16 protein-coding genes are annotated in these 21,622 nt (G+C 48.5%); 13 read left to right on the top strand and 3 right to left on the bottom strand.

Annotated features, from left to right (window positions below; genetic code table 11):
* Positions 1–395: 395 nt before the first annotated feature.
* Complete coding sequence (locus tag ARB69_RS12105; protein ID WP_055153324.1) at positions 396–2,672, top strand: EAL domain-containing protein; 2,277 nt, start codon at positions 396–398, stop codon at positions 2,670–2,672.
* Positions 2,673–2,706: 34 nt separating this feature from the next.
* Here the strand turns inward: ARB69_RS12105 and ARB69_RS12110 are convergent, their stop codons facing one another.
* On the bottom strand, positions 2,707–3,585 hold the full coding sequence (locus ARB69_RS12110) for a helix-turn-helix domain-containing protein (protein ID WP_055153326.1): 879 nt from the start codon (positions 3,583–3,585) through the stop codon (positions 2,707–2,709).
* A 140-nt stretch (positions 3,586–3,725) separates the two neighbouring features.
* Between ARB69_RS12110 and ARB69_RS12115 the strand changes: the two genes are divergently transcribed.
* Positions 3,726–5,228: an L-fucose/L-arabinose isomerase family protein gene (locus tag ARB69_RS12115; RefSeq protein WP_055153328.1), complete on the top strand. Its 1,503-nt coding sequence runs from the start codon at positions 3,726–3,728 to the stop codon at positions 5,226–5,228.
* Positions 5,229–5,283: 55 nt separating this feature from the next.
* Here ARB69_RS12115 and ARB69_RS12120 read toward each other — a convergent pair whose 3' ends face one another.
* On the bottom strand, positions 5,284–7,314 hold the full coding sequence (locus tag ARB69_RS12120) for a histidine kinase (protein ID WP_055153330.1): 2,031 nt from the start codon (positions 7,312–7,314) through the stop codon (positions 5,284–5,286).
* On the bottom strand, positions 7,311–8,882 hold the full coding sequence (locus ARB69_RS12125; RefSeq protein WP_055153332.1) for a response regulator transcription factor: 1,572 nt from the start codon (positions 8,880–8,882) through the stop codon (positions 7,311–7,313). Before ARB69_RS12125 ends, ARB69_RS12120 begins: the two co-directional genes overlap by 4 nt.
* A 305-nt stretch (positions 8,883–9,187) precedes the next feature.
* On the opposite strand from ARB69_RS12125, the gene ARB69_RS12130 reads away from it, so the two are divergent.
* From ARB69_RS12130 to ARB69_RS12180, 11 genes are all read left to right on the top strand, one after another.
* Positions 9,188–10,678, top strand: a complete 1,491-nt coding sequence (locus ARB69_RS12130) for a sugar ABC transporter ATP-binding protein (RefSeq protein ID WP_050640115.1) — start codon at positions 9,188–9,190, stop codon at positions 10,676–10,678.
* Positions 10,679–10,693: 15 nt separating this feature from the next.
* On the top strand, positions 10,694–11,686 hold the full coding sequence (locus tag ARB69_RS12135) for an ABC transporter permease (protein ID WP_050640840.1): 993 nt from the start codon (positions 10,694–10,696) through the stop codon (positions 11,684–11,686).
* Between the two features lie 2 nt (positions 11,687–11,688).
* A complete protein-coding gene (locus ARB69_RS12140; protein WP_050640114.1) occupies positions 11,689–12,699 on the top strand; it encodes an ABC transporter permease in 1,011 nt (336 codons plus the stop codon).
* 220 nt (positions 12,700–12,919) lie between these two features.
* The gene (locus ARB69_RS12145) at positions 12,920–14,005 is read left to right on the top strand and encodes a rhamnose ABC transporter substrate-binding protein (RefSeq protein WP_050640113.1); all 1,086 of its coding nucleotides are present in this window, start codon (positions 12,920–12,922) and stop codon (positions 14,003–14,005) included.
* A gap of 218 nt (positions 14,006–14,223) precedes the next feature.
* A complete protein-coding gene (gene rhaM / locus ARB69_RS12150) occupies positions 14,224–14,538 on the top strand; it encodes an L-rhamnose mutarotase (protein WP_050640112.1) in 315 nt (104 codons plus the stop codon).
* Between the two features lie 229 nt (positions 14,539–14,767).
* Positions 14,768–15,619, top strand: a complete 852-nt coding sequence (locus tag ARB69_RS12155; protein ID WP_055153334.1) for a class II fructose-bisphosphate aldolase — start codon at positions 14,768–14,770, stop codon at positions 15,617–15,619.
* 100 nt (positions 15,620–15,719) lie between these two features.
* On the top strand, positions 15,720–16,718 hold the full coding sequence (locus ARB69_RS12160) for a LacI family DNA-binding transcriptional regulator (protein WP_050640110.1): 999 nt from the start codon (positions 15,720–15,722) through the stop codon (positions 16,716–16,718).
* A gap of 93 nt (positions 16,719–16,811) precedes the next feature.
* The gene (xylB, locus tag ARB69_RS12165; protein WP_055153336.1) at positions 16,812–18,332 is read left to right on the top strand and encodes a xylulokinase; all 1,521 of its coding nucleotides are present in this window, start codon (positions 16,812–16,814) and stop codon (positions 18,330–18,332) included.
* Position 18,333: 1 nt separating this feature from the next.
* A complete protein-coding gene (locus tag ARB69_RS12170; protein WP_055153338.1) occupies positions 18,334–19,377 on the top strand; it encodes a galactitol-1-phosphate 5-dehydrogenase in 1,044 nt (347 codons plus the stop codon).
* Positions 19,378–19,595: 218 nt separating this feature from the next.
* The gene (gene pfkB, locus ARB69_RS12175) at positions 19,596–20,528 is read left to right on the top strand and encodes a 1-phosphofructokinase (protein ID WP_055153340.1); all 933 of its coding nucleotides are present in this window, start codon (positions 19,596–19,598) and stop codon (positions 20,526–20,528) included.
* 53 nt (positions 20,529–20,581) lie between these two features.
* Positions 20,582–21,592 carry an aldo/keto reductase gene (locus tag ARB69_RS12180; protein WP_050640106.1) on the top strand — a complete coding sequence of 337 codons (1,011 nt, stop codon included), beginning with the start codon at positions 20,582–20,584 and terminating at the stop codon, positions 21,590–21,592.
* The last annotated feature ends 30 nt before the right edge of the window (positions 21,593–21,622 follow it).

Below are 21,622 nucleotides of genomic sequence, written 5' to 3' on the forward strand. Positions count from 1 at the left end.
GATTCTTCTCCCGGGTAGGTTTTGTGCCGACTTGATGAACGCAGCCTGAGTGGAGCGGGAGGGGACGGAGGCGGATTGGGGTATGCTGATTTTGGAAGCCTTTAGTGTGCTGTAGAAGTGCTTACTGCGAAAAAGCCGCATCTTATGGAGGAAAACTGATTTCCGAATCAGTTTTCCAGAGCGTCTGAGCTTAGAAAGCATCGGCTTTCTAAGTGAATACGCTCGGTGCCATAAGATGCGGCTTTTTCGCAGTTAGCACTTCTAAGCTAAGCGGCCGGTTTCCAAAATCAGCATACCCCAATCCGCCTCCGTCCCCTCCCGCTCCACTCAGGCGTCCCCCATCTTCCGCTCGCAAAATCTGCTCACTAGTCCCATTTGACGGGGGGCTGGGGAGTGTGTATAATTGGGATATGAAAAGAGAAGGCAGAAGACAAAGGAAATTGTATATTGATATTATTGCCGTTATTGCCGTGACTGTTTTGCTGGCAGTCTTTTTTACGTGGAAGTTTCAGCAGTCTTCGGAGAGGAAGGTTTTGAATACTCTTTCTGAGATATCTTGTCAGAGCGTGAATGTGATTCAGGAGGAGGTTAAAAAGAATAAGACGCTTTTGACGAATCTGGCTATTTATATTAGTGAGGGGGATACGAAGGATATTGATGTGCTGATTGAGCGGCTTGTGAATGTGGATAAGATGAACGGGTTTAAGCGGATGGGGATTATCCGGGATGATTATTTTGGAAAGGCTACCGATGGCAGGGGATTTGTTCCGGATCGGGAGAGTATTCAGGAGCGGTTCCAGGCTGCTATGGAAGGGAAAACGGTGGTTTCGGACCGTCTCAAGGACTTGGATGACGGGAAAGACGTTACTCTTTACAGCACTACGATTAATTGGCCGGATGGTACAAGGTATGTGTTGTTCGGTACATATGGGATCGAGTATTATAAGGAGATTTTGTCCGTATCGACATTCGGAGGGGAAGGGTACAGTTACATTATTCGAAAAAATGGGGACTGTGTCATTGACTCTAAAAACAAAAATGGGAACTCATTTGAGAATTATTATGATCATATTATTGAGGAATCGGAGGGGAACAGAGAGGGCATACGGCGGCTTCAGGAAGATATAGATGCCTTCCGGGACGGATTCGTGACTTTTCAGACGGAAAAAGGCAGCCGCTATGTATATTATCAGCCTCTGGAGATCAATGACTGGTATCTGATGAGCGTGATACCGGAGGCGGTAGTTGAGACTCATATCAATGGTCCTATGGCTACGGCCTATGCAATCCTGCTGGTGTGTCTGCTTGGAATCCTGTATCTGGCATGCAGGGTGTACCTGATCCAGAAGGCGGGCAGGAAGATGCTGGAGCGGGCGGCGTATGTAGATGAAGTTACCGGAGATGCTTCGTACGCTAAATTCATGCTGGACGCCCAGAAACTTCTGCATACATATACGGACAAAAAGTATGCCCTTGCTGTATTGAATATAAAGAGGTTCCAGTACATCAATGACCTGTATGGTTATGAAGAGGGAGACCGGGCGCTGAAACGCGTGATGAAGGCGCTGAGGGAGGCGGTCGGAACCTATGAGTGCGCGGCAAGAATGCAGTCCGATCATTATGCCGTATTACTGGTTTACGAGGATCAGAATCAATTGCAGGAGCGGCTGGATATGATTCTGGAAAAAATCGAATGTGAGGCCGATAACCGCGTGGGGGGTACCCCTTATGTGCTGAAAGTGCAGGCCGGGGTCTATATGGTGCAGCAGCGGGAGGAAATGCTGGAATCCATGTTGGATCGGGCGGCTATGGCGGCGCGGTCGGAATATAACCCGGAGATTAATTCGTGTAATTTTTACAGCGAGACCATCCGCCGCCGTATGCTGCGGAATCGAGAGATAGAGGATCGCTTTTCGGAAGCGCTTAAAAACCAGGAGTTCTACCTGTGTTACCAGCCCAAATTCCAGGTGGAAGTACAGCGGTTCTGCGGCGCCGAAGCCCTGGTCAGATGGGAAGATCCTAAAACAGGGGCTATCAGCCCGGCGGAGTTTATTCCTGTTCTGGAACACAGCGGCAGCATCGTGGAACTGGATGAGTTCGTGCTTGAGATGGCTTGCAGCCAGATACACCGGTGGCTTCAGGAAGGAATTGAGGTTCTGCCTGTCTCGGTTAATGTATCGCAGCTGCATTTATACAGGCTGAATTTTGTGGAACGGTATCTGGAAATCATTGACCGTCATCAGATCCCGCATGAGCTGATACAGCTGGAAATGACCGAGACGGCGCTGTTCTCCAATGAAGACATTCTTTCCGAAAGCCTGGAAGAACTCCGCAGCAGGGGAATCCGGATATTAATGGATGATTTTGGCTCCGGATATTCATCGGTTACGATGCTCAAGTCTATGCCGATTGATATCCTGAAGATTGATAAGAGCATGGTTGATTCCGTGGAAGACAATGAAAAAGTAAGGCTGATCCTGAGCAGTATTATCAGGCTCGCACAGTCGCTTCATATCAGCGTAACCGCGGAGGGCGTAGAAAATAAAGCACAGTATGAGATATTAAAAAGTATGAAGATAGATGACATACAGGGTTATTATTGCGCCAGGCCAATGTCGGCAGATCAGTATGCTTGTATTTTGAAATCACCTCAAAAAAAGTATGAATTTTAGAAACGTTCGTATTCCTGCGATGTGCATGGAAGCTTTAATCCCTCCATGCCTTTCTGTATGCCAGTGGGGTGGTGCCTTCCCTGGCCTTAAAAAGATTGATAAAATGCGTCACATTGTTCATTCCGGATTCAAAGGCAATCTCACTGACCGGAAGATCGGAATACTTCAGCAGCTCTTTTGCATAGGAAATGCGGGCAGTGATAATATATTCGTGGATCGTGACGCCGATATATTTTTTGAATTCTTTTAAGATATGATAGCGGCTGCGGTGGGTAAATTCTTCAAAATATGACAGCGGGAGGCCGGATTTAAAATTCTTATCTATTTCCCGCACGATTTGCCTGATATAATCGGGGATCAGAAAGGTATCTGCATTATTTGTAGCTGTTTGCAGCAGCAGTTCTGTCAGCATACCGTTGATTAAATTGGATGTGACCAGCTCGGTGGTCAGATCCTTTTTTTGATTGAGCGCAATAATGCGCCAGAGTGTGCGCTCCATGAAAAATTCATCGCGCACGCTCAATATCTGAAACCCGTTTCTGGTAAATTCCTTGTAATAACCCAACGCACTGTTTCCGTTAAAATGAATCCACAGGATCTCCCAGTCTTCCTCCCGGTCCGTACGGTAGAGATGGTGCTGTTCGCAGTTGATATAAAAACACTGCCCCTTTGTAATTGGATAAGTCTGCCCTTCATATTCCAGATATCCTTTGCCCGATACCGTGTAAACAATCAGGAAGGAGTCCAGATTCTCCCGTTCTGAAAAATAGGGGTGGAACGTTTTAAAATAACCTACCTCCTGCGTATAGAAATAGGTGGATCGTGCCGTACTGCTGGGCGTGAGTATCATCCGGATGGAGTCTTCACTCCAGGTGTGGGAGCCGCGCTCCAAAACCTTTGTGTTCTGCCTCATAATGTCACCACAATATTCTGTTATTTTTAAACAATTTGCTTGGATGCAATCTCTATTTTACAGGAATATAATGGGTTTGTAAACACGAATAGAAACAATACTAATATATTATTTTTATCATGAAAACAGGAGGAAAGACGATGAATACAAGAAAACAAGTAAAAAAACCAAGAATCGGAATTTATTCTATGGGACTGAAGCATTACTGGGGGCAGTTTCCGGGTCTGCGGGAACGTCTGATAGAATATGGGGAATTTATCGCAGGTAAAGTACAGGAATTCGGGGCAGATACCTGCTTCTATGGGTTGGTGGACTGTGAACAGGAAGGGATAAAAGCGGGAGAGTATTTCAATGAGAACCATGTGGACCTGATACTGGCTCATTCCGCGACTTATGTTACGAGTGCATCGGTGCTCCCTCTGCATCAGATCTGCAGCGCACCGGTCGTGATTCTGAACCTGCAGCCTGCGGCAAAGATTAATTATGAGAAGACGACCACCGGGGAATGGCTGGCACACTGCGGTGCGTGCCCGGTGCCTGAGCTTTCCAATGCCTTCCACCGTGCAGGAATCAAATACCGGGTTGTAAACGGCCTGTTGGGACTGGACTATACTCCGGAGATATCTCTCGCCAATGAAGATACCGCACAGCGCCCGGAGGCGAAGCGGGCGTGGAGGCAGATTGAAGAGTGGGTACAGGCCGCCAAAGTAAAATGCGGCCTCAGGGGTGCCAGATTCGGGTTCCTTGGCAATACCTACAGCGGTATGCTGGATATGTACAGCGATTTCACCATGTTTCAGGCACAGACCGGCGCCCATCTGCAGGTATTGGAAATGTGTGATCTGGACAGGCACCTGCAAAGTGTGACAGAAGAAGAGACAGCGGCAAAAAGAAAGGAGATCGAGGCGTTTTTTACGATAAGTGAAGATGCGGCGGCAGACCCTCTTGCCCAGAAACCGACGGATGAGCAGATGAACTGGTCGGCCAGAGTGGCTGTGGCACAGGAGAAACTGGTGGAAGAGTTCGGTCTGGATGCATTAACCTATTATTATCATGGGGCGCCCGGAGGACATTACGAAGAGGTGCAGGGAGGCTTTATAGTCGGGCATTCTCTTTTAACGGCCAGGGGAATTCCGTGCGCCGGTGAGGGAGACCTGAAAACCTGCCTTGCGATGAAGATATGCGACATTCTTGGCAAGGGTGGGAGCTTCTGTGAAATTGTCACGGCAGATTATGAGGACGGCACCATTCTACTGGGGCATGACGGCCCGTTCCACCTGGAGATCGCGAAAGGTAAGCCAATCTTAAGAGGGATGGGGCTGTACCATGGAAAACAGGGGACCGGCGTATCTGTGGAAGCCAAAGTGCGCACCGGTGACATTACTAACCTGGGATGTACCCAGACGGTGGACGGAAAGCTCAAGTTTATCATAACGGAGGCTGAGTCGACGGACGGCGATATCATGACCATAGGAAACACCCAGACCCCTGTTAAGTTCAAAAAGGATCCGGATTCCTATATGGATGAATGGTTTGCAGAGGCACCGACACATCATTTTGCAATGAGCATCGGGCACAATGCATCCCTTTATGAGAAAGTGGCAGATCTGCTGGAGATACCGGCAGTGGTACTGGATAAATAAAAGTATATGAAAGTTCAACAGGCGCGGGGCCGGCTTATTAACTCATGATTGTGGGTTAAAGCACCTGGCGCCTGTATTCTTCTGGTGTATAACCGAACCGTTCTTTAAATTCGGCAAAGAACTGCTGCGTGTCGCTGTATCCGCATTCCGCTGCAATCTCGTATATATTTATTTCCGGGCGGGACAGCAGGGTCATAGCCTGGATAAAATGGCTTTCTTTCAGCAGATCCTCCGGACTGCTTTCTTCTTTGGCGTCTGCGATTCCATCCTTGGGATAGCGTGCAGGCAGACGTATCTCCACCTCGGTGCCGCTGCCGCGGGTACTGGAATAGGTCAGCCCATACCCTGGACCGTACATCAGCTGCAGCCGGCGGTGTGTGTTATAGACCGCAATCTTCGAACCTTTTCCGCCGGAGGGGCCGTGTCCGGTCAGTATGTCATCCAGCTTTTCTTCGGAGATGCCTACTCCGTCATCGGAAATCAGAATCACAATATCCTCCTCCTCCAGCCATCCGGTAAGGACGATAGTTCCCTGTTTGGAGTCCTTTTCCAGAATGCCGTGCAGGACACAGTTCTCAATGACCGGCTGGAAGGTCAGTTTTGGGATCGAGTACTCGAGCAGATTATCCGGAATATCGATCAGAAAATCTATGGTGTCATGAAAACGCATATTCTGCAGCTGGACGTAGATAGAAACATGCTCCAGTTCATCTGCTATGGTGCTGAGGCTCTGCTTTCTGCTCAGCGTCAGCTTATAAAAACGGGACAGCTTCTGGACCGCCGAGGTTACATCCTGGGAGCGGCCCTGCTGGGACAGCCAGTTGATCATATCCATTGTATTATAGAGAAAATGTGGATTGATCTGGGCCTGCAGAGAATTAAATTCCGCTACCCGCAGATCCTCGGCGGCCTTGGCCTGCTCATCCATAAGCTGGTTAATCACGCGGGTCATATAATTATAGGTGGAGATCAGATCCCCGATCTCATCGTAAGTGTCTGCGTCAGGCAGTGCCACGGGCGGCCCGATCCGCGACTTTGCCATCTGATTGATGACGGCGGACAGCCTGTTTGTAATGGAATGGGAGAGCAGCGTGGCAATGAGGAATGCGATCAGGATACACGCCACATAAACCAGAATAAAGCCCGCCATAATTGTAATGCTTTTCGTAATCATGGGCTGGGACGGCATGGCGACGACCATGTACCAGTCCGTATTTTTTATGCTGTAAAAGCCGGCGTATACGTCCTCCCCCAGAACCCGCTTTAAGATAAAGTTATTGGAGGACATAAAATGTTCCTGTACCTCATCATATCCGAAATGATAGGCGCCGGATAATGCCGGATCCGATGTGGCCACAAGACTGTCTCTGTCATTAATGATGTAAGCCACGTTGCTGCTGGAAGAGAGGTTGTCTTTTAACAGGCTGTCGAAATAATCCTGGGAAAAATAGATCGCCATGTAGCAGGGGACCCGCTCACCCTCATAAATAATACTTGATTTTGTTATGTATGCCATCTCCCCGTTATGCCTGATCTCATAGGAGCCGAGATAGAAAGACGGACAGAAGAGCGCGCGCAGTGACGGAGCCCCGTTAAATATCCCATACCAGTAGGTTCCCCAGGCATTATTGATCGGAAGGATGGTATTGCACATCGGATAATTTGAAAAGATACGATCTGTCCGTGGAATATCTATATACAGTTTAACATCTGTGATCAGAGAGTCATCAGTGGCTTCTTTGATTGTTTCCATAAAGCTGTCTGCAGAATCTGTATCTGCAAGGCTGCTCAGTGTTTCTGTCCGGGCGGAGCTGACAATCTGGTGGTAGAACTCTTCCCCCGTAATCTGGTCGTGTAAACGGAGGATGCTGGAAACCGCATCCTCAATCATCGGGGCCGTCTGCGTGGATGCATTCTGTTCCGTACGGATGGTGTCTGCAATGATCATGTCGTAAAGTTTCGTATAGAAAAAGACTGCAAGCACAATCATGGGGATCGTTGCGATCACCAGATGTGTAATCGTAAACTTGGTCTGAAGCTTCAGGTTCTTATACAAACTGCCGCTCTTCTTTGTATGTAATTTCATCCCAGCATCTTCTCCCTGTATTTGGACGGGGTCAGCCCCGTGAATTTTTTAAAGCTTTTGCTAAAATAATTGCCATTGCTGTAGCCCACCTTAGAGGATATATCTGTAATCTGATAGCGGGCGTCGCTTAGCAGCTGCATCGCCTTTTCCATGCGGTATTCTGTCAGATACTGATTGAGGGTCTGTCCTGTCTGGCTCTTAAAATAGGTACAGACATAAGAGGCAGACAGATATACATGATCGCTGATCTCCTTGATGGAGAGCGCATCGCTGGCATAATTCCGGCTGATATAATCCTTGATCAGAAAAATCGTGGAATCTTCCGGAACATGGGCGCTGATGCCTGCAAAAAACTGCTCCGTCCTGGTGACCAGCAGCTGGTGAAGCTCCTGGTAAGTAAAACAGCGTTCCAGATGGTCAATGATACTTTCCTCTGTACTGGTCTCCGAAGGATCATGGCTCAGCTTCAGCGTCTGGCGGCAGTCATTGATACTGATAAAAAGCTTGTAGTAGATATCCTTGACCTGGTTGGGCAGAAACACCCTGTTTTCAGAATAACACCGATAGAGCCGGCTCAGAAGTTCGATGCAGGCAGCCTGATCTTTGGCAAGAAGCGCATCCTTAAAATCTACCGCAATCTTTTCCGTCTGTTCCTGTGCACCTGGTTCCATTCCCGGTGCGGTTTCCATGTCCGATGCAGCAAGAAGCGTACCCGGGCTGAAAAAGAAACTGCTCTGGAGCATAACCACCGCGGTCGTATAAGAGTGATAGACCCGGCTGATTCCGCTCACCGTGTCTCCCCGCCCGATAAAATAATCACCCAGGGGAAGAAACTGCTCTTTCAGACAATTCTCAACAGCAGACAGTGCAATTGGGGAGGGCGCGCTGTTTCCCATAATATGGAACACATGATATACGGCGTGGATCTGTATGTAAAATACATGCAGGTGATAATGCGTAAGATAATCGGTCAGGTCATCCCGGATATTGCGCAGAAGTACGCCGTCAGGTTCGGAGGTTTTCAGCCTGACGATATAGGTTGTAAAACTGCTTCCCGGCATCAGGCGGAGAGAAAGCTCTTCGGTCAGGCTGGTGATTTGTCCGGTATTCTCCTTATAGGGTTTGGTCAGAAGCAGTGCAAGCTGGGAGGCAGTCTCCATAGAATACAGGTTTTCGTTCTGTCTGGTGCGCAGATTCTTTTCACGGCGTTCGATGGCTTCCAGCACGGCCTCTTTGATTTCCTCCGGATTTAGAGGCTTTTCTACATAATTGATCGCTTTCAGTTTGATGGCCGCCTTCAGATACTCTTTGTCAGAATAACCGCTCATAAAAATGACGCTGGTATCCGGAAGAAACTCTTCCAGACGTTCGACCAGCTGGATCCCGTTCATGCGCGGCATGCGGATATCACACAGAATAATATCCGGTTTCTGCGCGCGGGCAATATCCAGCGCGTTCACTCCGTCATCGGCCTGAAAGATCTGCTCGATTCCCAGTGCGCTCCAGTCAAGAGACGCAATCAGTCCTTCACGGGTTAACTCTTCATCATCCACAATCAATAATTTCATCGTATCGTTTCTCCTTCGTAATCAGATCGTCCTTTGCCCTGATGTGCTGGGCATGGAGAATCCGCATGCTGGCAGGGGCTTACGAACAGGCCCCCTCAAAAATAGAAGTTTCATCATATTCATACTATATGCTATCATTCTAACAAAATCCATCTGTGAAATCTAGACTTTATTCTGCAGCTCTGCTGCAGACCCGCCTGAAGGTTAACACAAAAAAAATTTACCCTTAATCGAAAAATTTTGCTGTTTTAGAAAAAAATTAGAACTGTTACACTTATTTTAGAAAGGAAAAGGAGGGAAACACGGTGTCTGAATATGTTTTGGAATTAAAAGGTATCACAAAAATATTTCCTGGCGTTAAGGCTTTGGACAATGTGCATTTCCAGCTCAAAAAGGGTGAGGTCCATGCATTGATGGGCGAGAACGGAGCCGGTAAGTCTACATTCATCAAAGTCATAACCGGAGTACATAAAGCAGAAGAAGGCGAGATGTTCCTGGACGGCAGGAAGGTTGACTTCAAAGGCCCCAGGGATGCGCAGGCAGCCGGCATTGCAGCGGTTTACCAGCATCCGACATCTTATCCGGATCTGACAGTAGCAGAAAATATCTTCATGGGCCACGAGATCATCAGCAAAGGCATGATCCAGTGGAAGAAGATGAATGAGGAGGCAGGCAAGCTCTTGGCGCAGCTGAACGCCGACTTTAAGCCTACCGATGAGATGGGAGCTTTGAGCGTGGCACAGCAGCAGATGGTGGAGATTGCGAAGGCGCTTTCAACAAATGCCAGAATCATTATTCTGGATGAGCCTACCGCAGCGCTGACCAAGAATGAGTCTGAGGAACTGTACCGGATTGTTGATAAGCTGAAAGAAAGCGGTGTTTCCGTCATCTTTATTTCCCACCGTTTTGAGGATATGTACCGCCTGGCAAGCACGGTTACCGTGTTCCGGGATTCACAGTATATCGGCACTTATGATGTGGACGGAATCACCAATGCGGATCTGATAAAAGCAATGGTCGGACGTGAGATCAAGGATTTGTTTCCAAAGCCGGAAGTGCAGATCGGACCCGAAGTACTGCGTGTGGAAGGACTCTCCAGACTTGGATATTTCAAGAATGTTTCCTTCAGCGTGCATGCAGGTGAGATCGTAGGTCTGACAGGACTGGTTGGAGCAGGGCGGACCGAGGTCGTGGAAAGTGTCTGCGGCATCACAAAGCCGGATGCCGGAAAGGTATTTCTGGAAGGCAAGGAAACGCATATCAAACAGCCGTCCGATGCGATGAAGCAGGGGATCATCCTTCTTCCCGAAGACCGTCAGAAAGAAGGACTGATCATGAGCTGGGGCCTGGGCAGAAACGTCACACTTCCGACCATGGGCAAATATGCAAAGCATGGTTTTAATAACGAGAAGAAAGAACGCGAAATTGCGAAGAAGCTCCTCGAAGATGTGGATACAAAAGCAGTTACGATTTTCGATCCTGCGACATCACTCTCAGGAGGTAATCAGCAGAAGGTCGTAGTAGCAAAGGCGCTCGGCCAGGAGATGAAGGTTGTCATCATGGATGAGCCGACAAAAGGTGTGGACGTAGGAGCCAAGGCAGAGATCTATCAGATCATGGGCGACCTGGCAAAACTGGGATACGCGATTATCCTGATCTCCTCCGAAATGCCGGAGATCCTTGGCATGAGCGACAGAATCGTCGTGATGTGCGGCGGAAAAGTAACTGGTGAACTGAACCGTGATGAGGCGACCCAGGAAGGAATTCTTGAGCTGGCAATGGAAAAATCAAAATAGGAGGAAATGGGAAAGATGAAAGAAAATAAATCTATCTGGAAAAAAATCACCGGCTCCCGTGAAGCAAGCCTTCTGATCGTTTTGATTATCCTCTGTGTGGTCATTTCATTCAGAAGCCCTTCGTTCATGACGCTAAAATCTATATCAGATATGCTGAAAAATAACGCGGTTATCATGATCATGACGCTGGGAATGCTGGGAGTGCTGCTGCTTGGCGGCATCGATATCTCAATCGCATCCACGCTTGCATTTTCAGGAATGACAGTCGGGATGCTGCTGAAATATAACATCGTAGAAAATGCGTTTCTGCTCTTTGTGATTGCAATCGGAATCGGAGCGCTGTGCGGGCTGGTAATCGGACTTGTCATCGCAAAGGGAAAGGTACTCCCGATCATTGCAACGATGGGATTCATGTACATATACCGGGGCATGGCCTACATGATCGGAAACAGCCAGTGGGCAAGTGCAGAGAACCTGGGTGAATTCAAAAACTTTGCCCTGGGCAAGGTACTGGGAATTAATAATGTTGTATTAATCATGTTTGCATGTTATATTATATTCTTCATTGTTATGAAATGGACGAAGGTGGGAAGAAAAGTATATGCGGTAGGAAGCAACCGTGAGGCGGCTGCAATATCCGGTATCAATACGTCCAATGTGGAACTGATGGTTTATACGGTAATGGGAATTCTCGCCGGACTGTGCGGAGCCCTGGCCGTAGCGGTTTACTCTTCCGCACAGCCCAATATGCTGTACGGAAAAGAGATGGATGTTATCGCAGCCTGTGTAATCGGCGGTGTCAGCATGACTGGCGGGCGCGGAAGCGTTGTAGGAGCATTCCTTGGCTCTCTGATCCTGGCGATTATCGCAAAGGCACTTCCTCTCGTAGGAATCGACTCGATTGCACAGAATACAGTAAAGGGTGTTATCATATTAGTCGTTGTAATCCTGAACGTCGTAACACAGCGTGTAATGGATAAAAATAATCTGAAGGGAAGGGAGATGTAATCATGGCAGGAAAATCCGGAAGAACCATAGCCAATGTGCCAGAGAAGTCATGGAAAAAGACGGTTCTCAGCTGGGAAGGCATGCTGGTAGTATTGTTTATCTTAATCAACGTTTTTTGTGCAAGTATCTCCCAGAGCTATCAGGTATCCAATGTACTCAGAGAGATGCCCAAATATCTGACAGAAGTGTTTCTGATGCTTCCCATGGCATACATCCTGATACTTGGAGAAATTGATATTTCCGTAGGCGCTACGGTCTGCCTGTCAGCCACGATGACATGCATGGTATGCAACAAAGATATGCCGTTTATCTTAGTCGTTCTGACCGCGCTTGTGGTCGGCACGGTCTGCGGACTGGTGAACGGGCTGATCCTTACAAAGTTTACCGAACTGCCTCCTATGATTGTAACGCTGGGAACGCAGATCGTATTCAGAGGAATTGCGGAGATCGCTCTTGGAAGCGGCGGATCCATATCCTTAAGCAACGCTGACGGGTTCCGCATGATCGCAGGAAAAGTGGGGATGATCCCTTATATTCTCTTCGTAGTGATTATATTTGCAGTCATCTTTACCGTTGTACTCAGCAAGACGACATTCGGAAGGAGTGTATATGCCATAGGCTCCAACAGGCTGGCAGCTTACTATTCAGGAATTCATGTACAGAAGATCCGCCTGATCATCTATATGGCAATGGGATTCATGGCCGGGCTTGCAGCGCTCTTCCTTACATCCGTACTTTATGGAGCCAACACCACGACAGGAAACGGTTTTGAGCTTGATGCCATTGCAATGGCGGTATTCGGAGGAATCTCAACCGCCGGGGGCAAGGGTAAGTTACAGGGCGGAATCATATCCGCATTCATCATCATCTGCCTGAGAATCGGTCTTGGACAGATCAACATGAACCCGCAGTTAATTCTGATTATATTAGGCGCTCTGCTGATTCTGGCGGTATTACTGCCAAATATCGGAGGCGAGTTAAAGTTAAAGAAAAAAACGGCAGCAGTTAAGTAGTCTGTTTCTGATAACTTGTTTTTATCTTATAGGAAAGTTCACCTATAAGATAAAAAAGCCTTCCAGGCGGGTTGCGCACTGCGGCGTAAGATGTAGATGTCGCGGTGCGACCGCCGCAGGCGCGAGTTTCGCAAGCGAAACTCTATTCTTATTAATCTGATACCGGGCGCCGGGAAAGGCGCTTTGTATATAATAAAATTCCATAGGGAGGAAAGAAAGCATGAAGAAAAAAGTTTTAAGCGTACTGTTATGTGTAGCAATGGCGGCAACACTGGCTGTAGGATGCGGCTCAAAGGATGAGGGCACTACAGACGGCGGTTCTGACGCAAAGACAGAGGACACTGCAAAAGATGACAGCAGTGATTCTGGAAAGAAGACTTATGCAATTGTCACAAAATCAGCAGGAAATCCTTACAATGAAAAAGAGGCAGAAGGATTCCAGGAAGTAATCGAGGCAGAAGGCGGAGAATGCATCGTAAAACATCCTGAGGCTGCTACAGCGGATGCACAGGTATCTGTTATCCAGTCACTGATTTCCCAGGGAGTAGATTCTATCTGTATCGCTGCAAACGATGAGAATGCACTTCAGGCAGCACTGGAAGAAGCAATGGATGCAGGAATCAAAGTATCCTGCCTTGACTCTAAAGCGAACCCTGACAGCCGTCAGACATTCGTAAATCAGGCTGGAACAACTGAGATCGGCCAGGCTCTGATGGACGCAGTTCTGGACATCACAGGCGGAGAAGGACAGTGGGCAATTCTTTCAGCTACATCACAGGCAACAAACCAGAATGCATGGATCGACGCTATGAAAGAGATCATGAAAGAAGACAAATACTCCAAACTGGAACTTGTAGAAGTTGCATACGGAGATGACGAGCCGCAGAAATCAACAGACCAGACACAGGCTCTGTTATCCAAATACCCGGATCTGAAAGTTATCTGCGCACCTACAACTGTTGGTATCAATGCAGCAGCTAAGGTACTTCAGGACGAGAAATCATCTGTAAAACTGACAGGACTTGGACTGCCTTCAGAAATGGCTGAATACATCGGTGATGACGACGCTCATTCCTGCCCGTATATGTATCTGTGGAATCCGATCGATGTTGGACGCCTTGGGGCTTACACATCAATCGCATTAGTTGACGGAACAATCACAGGAGCAGTAGACGACACATTCACAGCCGGCGACATGGGCGACTACACAGTAGTAGAAGCATCAGACGGCGGAACAGAAGTCATCCTCGGCGCACCGTTCAAATTCGATCCTTCTAACATCGACGAGTGGAAAGACGTTTACTAAAATTTTACAAACCCATAAATAAGTAATATAAGCGGGCCAAAATGGCTCGCTTATATTACTTATGATTCCAAAAAGACGCTGCTTGCACAAGAAATCCGGGTGAAAAGATTCCGGATAAATGCAGGATATCTCACTGGACAGAAGCCGTGGTAAGTGATATTCTGGAAACAGCACAAAGGGCATGTACATAAGAATGCCGAGACATGAAAGGAGACAACATGATCAGAAAAAGTTTTAAAATGAAATTATACCCGGGAATGGAAAAAGAGTATGAAAAGCGCCATAATCAATTGTGGCCGGAGATGAGAGATATGATCCATGAATACGGCGGATCCAACTATTCGATCTTCCTCGATAAGGAGACCGATATTCTGTACGGCTATATAGAACTCGAAGACGCAGAAAAATGGGACAAGAGCGCGGACACAGAGATCTGCCGTAAATGGTGGGACTTCATGGCGGATATCATGGAGACCAATCCGGATAATAGTCCTGTATCTACCGATCTTTATCCTGTATTTCATTTGGATTGATATAAACATCGTGCATATGTATTGGATCTGCAATAAGGGGACTGTCGGGAAACAGACGGCTCCCCTTCTCTATGTTAAGAAACACATGAGCCTCTATCCGGTTAAGATTTTAAGTTGTTTCTATTATAATGTTTTGAAAACTGGGGATTGACATTCTGACAAAACCGGATTATTATATAAATATAAACAAACCGAAACGTTTCGGTTAACCCTAAGGAGGATAATACATATGCCATTAGTTACATCAGAACAAATGTTATGGGATGCGCAGAAGGGCGGTTATGCTGTAGGTGCCTTTAATGTGGAGAATATGGAGATGGTGAAGGCCGTGATTGCGGCTGCGGAGGAGCTGCGTGCGCCTGTTATGCTGCAGACGACCCCTTCCACAGTGAAGTACGGTTCACTGGACACCTATTTTGGGATCGTTGCTGCGGAAGCAAAAAAGGCTTCGGTTCCTGTATGCTTACATCTGGACCATGGCAGCAGCTTTGATCTGGCGGTACAGGCAATCAAGGCGGGGTATACCTCGGTCATGATCGATGGCTCACATGAGAGCTTTGAAGATAATATTGCTGTCAGCAAAAAGGTGGTAGATGCAGCCAAAGCATGTGGCATACCGGTGGAAGCAGAGCTGGGTAAGGTCGGCGGTAAGGAAGACGATCTGGAAGCAGAAGCGGATACCAATACAGATCCTGCAGAAGCAAAGGAATTTGTGGAGAGAACCGGGGTTTCCTCCCTGGCAATTGCAATCGGGACGGCTCACGGATTCTATGCAGGCACTCCGGTGCTGGATAAAGAAAGAGTGTCCGAGATCAGAAAGGTGGTCTCTGTACCGCTTGTTCTTCACGGGGCTTCAGGCCTCAGCGATGATGATGTCAAAGAGTGTGTGGAGCGCGGGATGTGCAAAGTGAACTTTGCCACAGAGCTGCGGGTTGCTTATACAGACGCAGGCAAAAAACTTCTTAAGGAGAAACCAGATACCTTTGATCCTAAGAAACTTGGCATTGTGGGTATGGAAGCAGTGAAGAATCTGGTGATGGAGCGCATGAAGGTATGCGGATGCGACCATAAAGTGAATTAGTTCCTGTTCACACCCTTTGGGCGTATACGGCACGGTTTGAACAGTAACGTAAAATAGTCTTTCTGTGCACGGCACAGGGGCAGATAAGGCAGGGATAACCATGGCAGCTACGATCAAGGATATTGCGAAGAAAACCGGACTTGGCCTGGCAACTATTTCTTCCTATTTAAATGGAGGCAATGTAAGAGAGAAGAACCGGATCAAGATAGAGGAAGCGATAGAGGAGCTTCACTTTGAAGTCAACGAGGTGGCAAGAGGCCTGAAGACAAATAAGACGAAAACAATCGGAATTATCATACCGGAGCTGAACAATATTTTCTGTGCTGAGATTATCACGGAAGTGGAGGACCAGCTCAGAAGCCATGGATATGCAACCATGATCTGCGACTGCCGTACGGACGAAAAACGGGAAGAGGAGGCTGTCGAGTTTCTGCTTCACAGGCGAGTGGACGGATTGATCATTATGCCCTCAGGAAAAAGGGGCGTATATCTGCAGAAGTTCCTTCGGGCCGGAAAGCCGGTGGTGTTGATTGACCGGAAACTCAAAGACATAGAATGCGACTGTGTCCTGGTAGACAATGAAGGTGCGGCAAGGGATGCTGTGGAACGGCTGCTCAAGGCAGGACACAGGAAGATCGGCATGATTGCCGGACCGGAAGAAATCTATACCGCAGAAGAGCGGTACCGGGGCTATTGTATGGCTATGGAGAAGGCAGGCGCTGCCTTTGGAGAAGGGCTGGTGGTCCGCGGCGACTATACGATTAAGGGCGGCGCGGCAGCCATGAAGGAACTGTTCAGGAAAAATCCGGATATGACGGCAGTATTCGTTTCCAATTACGAGATGACCATGGGTGCGATCATAGAGGTTAACGAGCTGGGGATTGAGATCCCCGGGCAGCTTTCCTTTATTGGGTTTGATAATGTGGAGTTTGCCAAGGCAAGCATTCCCAGGCTGAGTATTGTGGCCCAGCCCACAAAAGAGATTGGCAGCTGCGTGTCGGAACTGATGCTTAGGAGGCTGGACGATGCGGGAGCGCAGGAAGAGAAAGAGACGGTGAAGCTAAAGACGACCTTTGTGGAAGGAAAATCTGTCAGATGACAGAATTTTCTTTTAAGGAGAACCGAAACGTTTCGATAGAGAGCAATTTGATATTTCCGTTTATATAAACAGCGGATGGTATGGGAGGTAGAGATGGAACAATATTTACTGGGAATTGATATAGGAACCAGTGCCTGTAAGATTGCTGTATTTGACCGGGGCGGTAAGGTAATAGCCACGGCAAATGGCAGTTATCCGGTGTATTATCCTCATCCGGGATGGGCAGAACAGAATCCGGAAGAATGGTGGGATGCCATATGTTCTGCGGTTAAAGAAGTACTGTCCCACGGCAGTATCCGGCCGGAGCAGATTGCCGGCGTCGGAATTGACGGGCAGAGCTGGTCGGCAATTGCGGTTGACCGGGAGGGCAGTGTGCTTACGAATACACCGATTTGGATGGATACAAGGGCTGCGGATATCTGCGATGAACTCAATAAGAAGATCGGGGCGGACGAGATATTCGAACTTTCCGGTAATTCTCTGCAGCCCTCTTACACAACGGCCAAGATTATCTGGTACCAGAGAAATCTGCCGGAGATATATGCGCAAACTTATAAGATTCTGCAGTCCAACAGCTATATTGCCTATAAGCTGACGGGGGAGATGACTCAGGATCTTTCCCAGGGATATGGGCTGCATTGCTTTGACATGCACACAGGAACGTGGGATATAAAAATGTGTGAGAGGCTTGGGATCCCGGCGGAGTTTCTGCCGGAAATCCATCCCTGCCATGAGGTGATCGGTAAGGTTACGGAGAAGGCTGCCGCAGAAAGCGGTCTGGCCGTTGGAACACCGGTGGTGGCAGGAGGTCTGGACGCGGCGTGCGGAACCTTAGGCGCGGGGGTCATCCATCCGGGAGAGACTCAGGAACAGGGCGGCCAGGCGGGCGGCATGAGCATCTGCACAGATACATATCAGGCGGACCCAAGATTAATTCTGGGATACCATGTGGTTCCGGGCCAATGGCTGCTTCAGGGCGGCACCACCGGCGGCGGGGGTGTTATGAGGTGGCTGGAACAGCAGTTTGGAGACTACGAGAGGGAAGAAGGGAAGAGACAGGGAAAAAGCTCTCTGGAATTATTTAATGAGATGGCGGAAAAGGTATCTCCGGGAAGCGGCGGAACCGTATTTCTGCCCTACATGTCCGGCGAGCGTTCTCCTATCTGGGATCCGGATGCAAAGGGCGTATTTTACGGCCTGGATTTCAGCAAGACAAAGGCGCACTTTATCCGGTCTGCCATGGAAGGCGTGGCATATGCCCTGAAACATAATCTCGATGTGGCAGAAGAGGCGGGGGCAAAGGTCAGCGTACTGCGTGCCATGGGCGGTTCAGCCAATTCACTGCTCTGGACACAGATCAAGTCCGATATTACGGGAAAACCGATCCTCGTTCCTTCCTCTGATACAGCTACAACACTGGGCGCTGTCATACTTGCAGGCGTGGGTGTGGGCATGTATGAGAGTTTTGAGGAGGCAGTTGCCCTGACGGTGGAGAACAGACGGTCCCATGAACCGAATCCGGACAATGCTTCCGTTTACGAAAAGAACTATCAGATTTATCTGGAACTATATCATAATTTAAAAGAAACCATGAAAAAAACAGGAGGCAGGTAAAATGAAAGCAGCAGTAGTATGCGCAAATGAGGATGTACAATATCTGGATTACGAGGAGCCCCAGGCAGGGCCGGGCGAAGTCAAGGTGAAAGTGAAGGCTTCCGGAATCTGCGGCTCTGATATTCCCAGGGTGCTTCATAACGGCGTGCATTTCTATCCCATCGTACTGGGACACGAGTTCTCGGGTGATGTCGTGGAAGTGGGGGAAGGCGTTACGAAAGTAAAAGTAGGGGACCGGGTATCCGGGGCGCCGCTTCTTCCCTGTATGAAATGCGACGACTGCCAGAACGGCAACTTCTCCCTCTGTAAGCATTACAGCTTTATCGGATCCAGACAGCAGGGCAGCAATGCGGAGTATGTAGTCGTACCGGAGCAGAATGCGGTTGTTTTTGACCCGAGTATTTCCTATGAGCAGGGGGCCATGTTCGAACCTTCCACGGTCGCACTGCACGGCCTTCTGCAGAACGACTACCAGGGGGGACAGTATGTTGCGATTCTGGGCGGCGGAACCATTGGGATGTTTACGATGCAATGGGCGAAGATCTTCGGTTCCAAAAAAGTGGTTGTTTTTGATATCAGCGATGAAAGGCTGGAGCTTGCAAAACGTCTCGGAGCAGATGAAGTGATCAATACAACAAAAGAAGACTACATGGAGGAAGCGATGGCTGTCACGGGCAGCAAGGGTTATGCATACGTATACGAGACCGCAGGACAGGCGCCTACGATGTATATGGCCTTCGAGCTGGCGGCAAATAAAGCGCATGTATGTTTTATTGGGACTCCCCATGTAGACCTTACATTTACGCCGGCCATGTGGGAGAACATGAACCGCAAAGAGTTCAAACTGACAGGTTCCTGGATGTCCTACAGCTCTCCGTTCCCCGGAAAAGAGTGGGAACTGACGGCGCATTATTTTGCAACCGGACAGCTCAAATTTGATCCGGGATTCATATATAAAAAGATGCCCATGAGCCAGGCCCAGGAAGCATTCCAGATGTTTAAGACACCGGGGCTTGTAAAAGGAAAGGTTCTGTTGATGAACTAGTACAGCAGCGCACTAATAATTCAGCAATAAGCACCTGCTCTCTACGCCATAGCTGCACCTGCTTTCACTAGACGTAGGAACCACTACGCCGTCGCGAAAGCAGGCACACCTCTGACGCAGATATCAGGCACTTATTACTGAAAGATTCATGCACGGCTGTACTAGTACATCTGGTCGTGGACAGATATGATTAACTAAAGCTTGGGAGGGCTGAATTCATGATACTTACAGTCACGTTAAATGCGGCGATCGACAAGAGATATGTAGTGGAGGGCTTTCAAACCGGTGAAGTGAACCGGGTCAGAGAATGCGCTTATACGCCGGGCGGAAAAGGGCTCAATGTTTCCAAGCCTGCAGCAATTGCGGGTGCTGAAGTGGTTGCCACGGGTTTTGTCGGCGGGCATGCGGGCGCTTATATAGAAGATTCCCTGAAACCATTCGGGATTGAAAGTGCATTTTATCATATGGAGGCGGAGAGCCGATCCTGTATTAACATATGGGATGAGGTGAACCATGTGCAGACAGAATTTCTGGAACCTGGTTTTACCGTATCCGAGCAGGATTTCAACGGATTTCTGGAAAAATTCCAGGGGCTGGCGGCTAAGGCCGATGTCGTGGCAATGTCGGGAAGCGTACCCAAAGGTCTGGACGGAACTGCATACCAGAGGCTGGTTAAGGTCTGCAGGGATGCCGGGAAAAAAGTGATTCTGGATACAAGCGGAAGGCTGCTGGAGATGGGAATAGAAGCGAAACCGACGATGATTAAGCCAAATCTGGATGAGATCAGGATGCTGACGGGGCAAGAATGCGAGAGTATCAACGATATGATAGAGGCTGCGAAAAGAATCCACAACGATGGCGTGGAGATTGTAGCCGTTTCACTAGGCGGAGAAGGATCATTCGTTGTGTGCAGTGAAGGGATATACCGGGCAGAGGTTCCGAAAATTGATGCAGTGAATACTGTGGGATGCGGCGATTCCATGATAGCCGGATTCGCTCTGGGGCTGAGCGAGGGGCTTTCCATGGAAGGGGTATTGAGAAAAGCAAGTGCGATTTCCGCGGCGGCAGCCCTGAGAGAAGAGACCGGTTTCTATGTAAAAGAAGATATGGAGCGTATTTTCCCGGAAATCCGGATCGTAAAAATGAAATAAAAATTCCCGTATTTATACGGTGAAAATAAGAAAAGAAAGAAGGAGATAAAAAGATGGGAGAATTTATTAATCCGGCAGATGTGCCAAAAGTGAAGCTTTATACAGGTGAAGAAGTACCATGTGTAGGAATGGGAACGTTTGGTTCCGACAGATTTACAGCACAGCAGGTGTCAGACGCGGTCGCAGGAGCAATCCGATGCGGATACCGCATGTTCGACTGCGCGGCGTGCTATGGAAATGAGGACCAGATCGGGGAGGTCTTCAAAGCTGCATTTGACGAAGGCGTGGCAGAGCGCAAAGAGCTTTATATTATGACAAAAGTTTGGAACGATATGCACGAAAGAGTGGAGGAATCCTGCAGAAAGAGCATTGCAGACCTGCAGTGTGATTACATCGACATGTTCTTTATCCACTGGCCGTTCCCGAACTATCATGCACCTGGATGCGATGTGGACTCCAGAAATCCGGACTCCAAACCATTCAGCGTGGAAGAGTTTATGAGCACTTACAGACAGTGCGAGGCATTGGTAGAAAAAGGGCTGGTCCGCCATATTGGTATCTCCAATATGACAATACCGAAACTGGAAGCTGTACTGCCTCTTATGAAAATTATGCCGGCAGCATGCGAACTCGAGCTTCATGTATGCTTCCAGCAGCAGGAATTATTCGATTATCTTGTGGCTCACAACATCCAGCCAATCGGTTTCATGCCGTTAGGCTCCCCCCAGAGACCGGAGAGAGATATGTGTCCGGAGGACGTGGCTGACCTGCAGACACCGGAAATGCAGGAGATCGCAAAAGCTCACGGCGTGCATCCGGCTCTGATCGCACTGAAATGGGCGCATCAGAGAGGACAGATACCGATTCCGTTCTCTGTACATGAGGTTGAGTATGTAAGCAACTTAAAGAGCATGTTAGATGATCCGCTTACTGACGAGGAAATGGCAAAAATTGCAACTCTTGAGAGAAACAACCGCCTTGTAAAGGGGCAGGTATTCTTGTGGGAAGGCGCAAAAGACTGGCATGACCTCTGGGATGAAGATGGGGTTATTGTAACTTTGTAGGTAAGGTCCGCCTGCCGTGAGACTGACGGG

This window comes from Faecalicatena contorta (assembly GCF_001404335.1).
Classification (GTDB): Bacteria; Bacillota; Clostridia; order Lachnospirales; family Lachnospiraceae; genus Faecalicatena; species Faecalicatena contortus_B.

Bases quoted from the DNA above. Each gene is read 5' to 3' on its own strand.
- ARB69_RS12110 (WP_055153326.1), bottom strand. From the start codon at position 3,585: ATGAGGCAGAACACAAAGGTTTTGGAGCGCGGCTCCCACACCTGGAGT.
- ARB69_RS12115 (WP_055153328.1), top strand. From the start codon at position 3,726: ATGAATACAAGAAAACAAGTAAAAAAACCAAGAATCGGAATTTATTCT.
- ARB69_RS12120 (WP_055153330.1), bottom strand. From the start codon at position 7,314: ATGAAATTACATACAAAGAAGAGCGGCAGTTTGTATAAGAACCTGAAG.
- ARB69_RS12125 (WP_055153332.1), bottom strand. From the start codon at position 8,882: ATGAAATTATTGATTGTGGATGATGAAGAGTTAACCCGTGAAGGACTG.
- ARB69_RS12135 (WP_050640840.1), top strand. From the start codon at position 10,694: ATGAAAGAAAATAAATCTATCTGGAAAAAAATCACCGGCTCCCGTGAA.
- ARB69_RS12140 (WP_050640114.1), top strand. From the start codon at position 11,689: ATGGCAGGAAAATCCGGAAGAACCATAGCCAATGTGCCAGAGAAGTCA.
- ARB69_RS12145 (WP_050640113.1), top strand. From the start codon at position 12,920: ATGAAGAAAAAAGTTTTAAGCGTACTGTTATGTGTAGCAATGGCGGCA.
- rhaM (WP_050640112.1), top strand. From the start codon at position 14,224: ATGATCAGAAAAAGTTTTAAAATGAAATTATACCCGGGAATGGAAAAA.
- ARB69_RS12155 (WP_055153334.1), top strand. From the start codon at position 14,768: ATGCCATTAGTTACATCAGAACAAATGTTATGGGATGCGCAGAAGGGC.
- ARB69_RS12160 (WP_050640110.1), top strand. From the start codon at position 15,720: ATGGCAGCTACGATCAAGGATATTGCGAAGAAAACCGGACTTGGCCTG.
- xylB (WP_055153336.1), top strand. From the start codon at position 16,812: ATGGAACAATATTTACTGGGAATTGATATAGGAACCAGTGCCTGTAAG.
- ARB69_RS12170 (WP_055153338.1), top strand. From the start codon at position 18,334: ATGAAAGCAGCAGTAGTATGCGCAAATGAGGATGTACAATATCTGGAT.
- pfkB (WP_055153340.1), top strand. From the start codon at position 19,596: ATGATACTTACAGTCACGTTAAATGCGGCGATCGACAAGAGATATGTA.
- ARB69_RS12180 (WP_050640106.1), top strand. From the start codon at position 20,582: ATGGGAGAATTTATTAATCCGGCAGATGTGCCAAAAGTGAAGCTTTAT.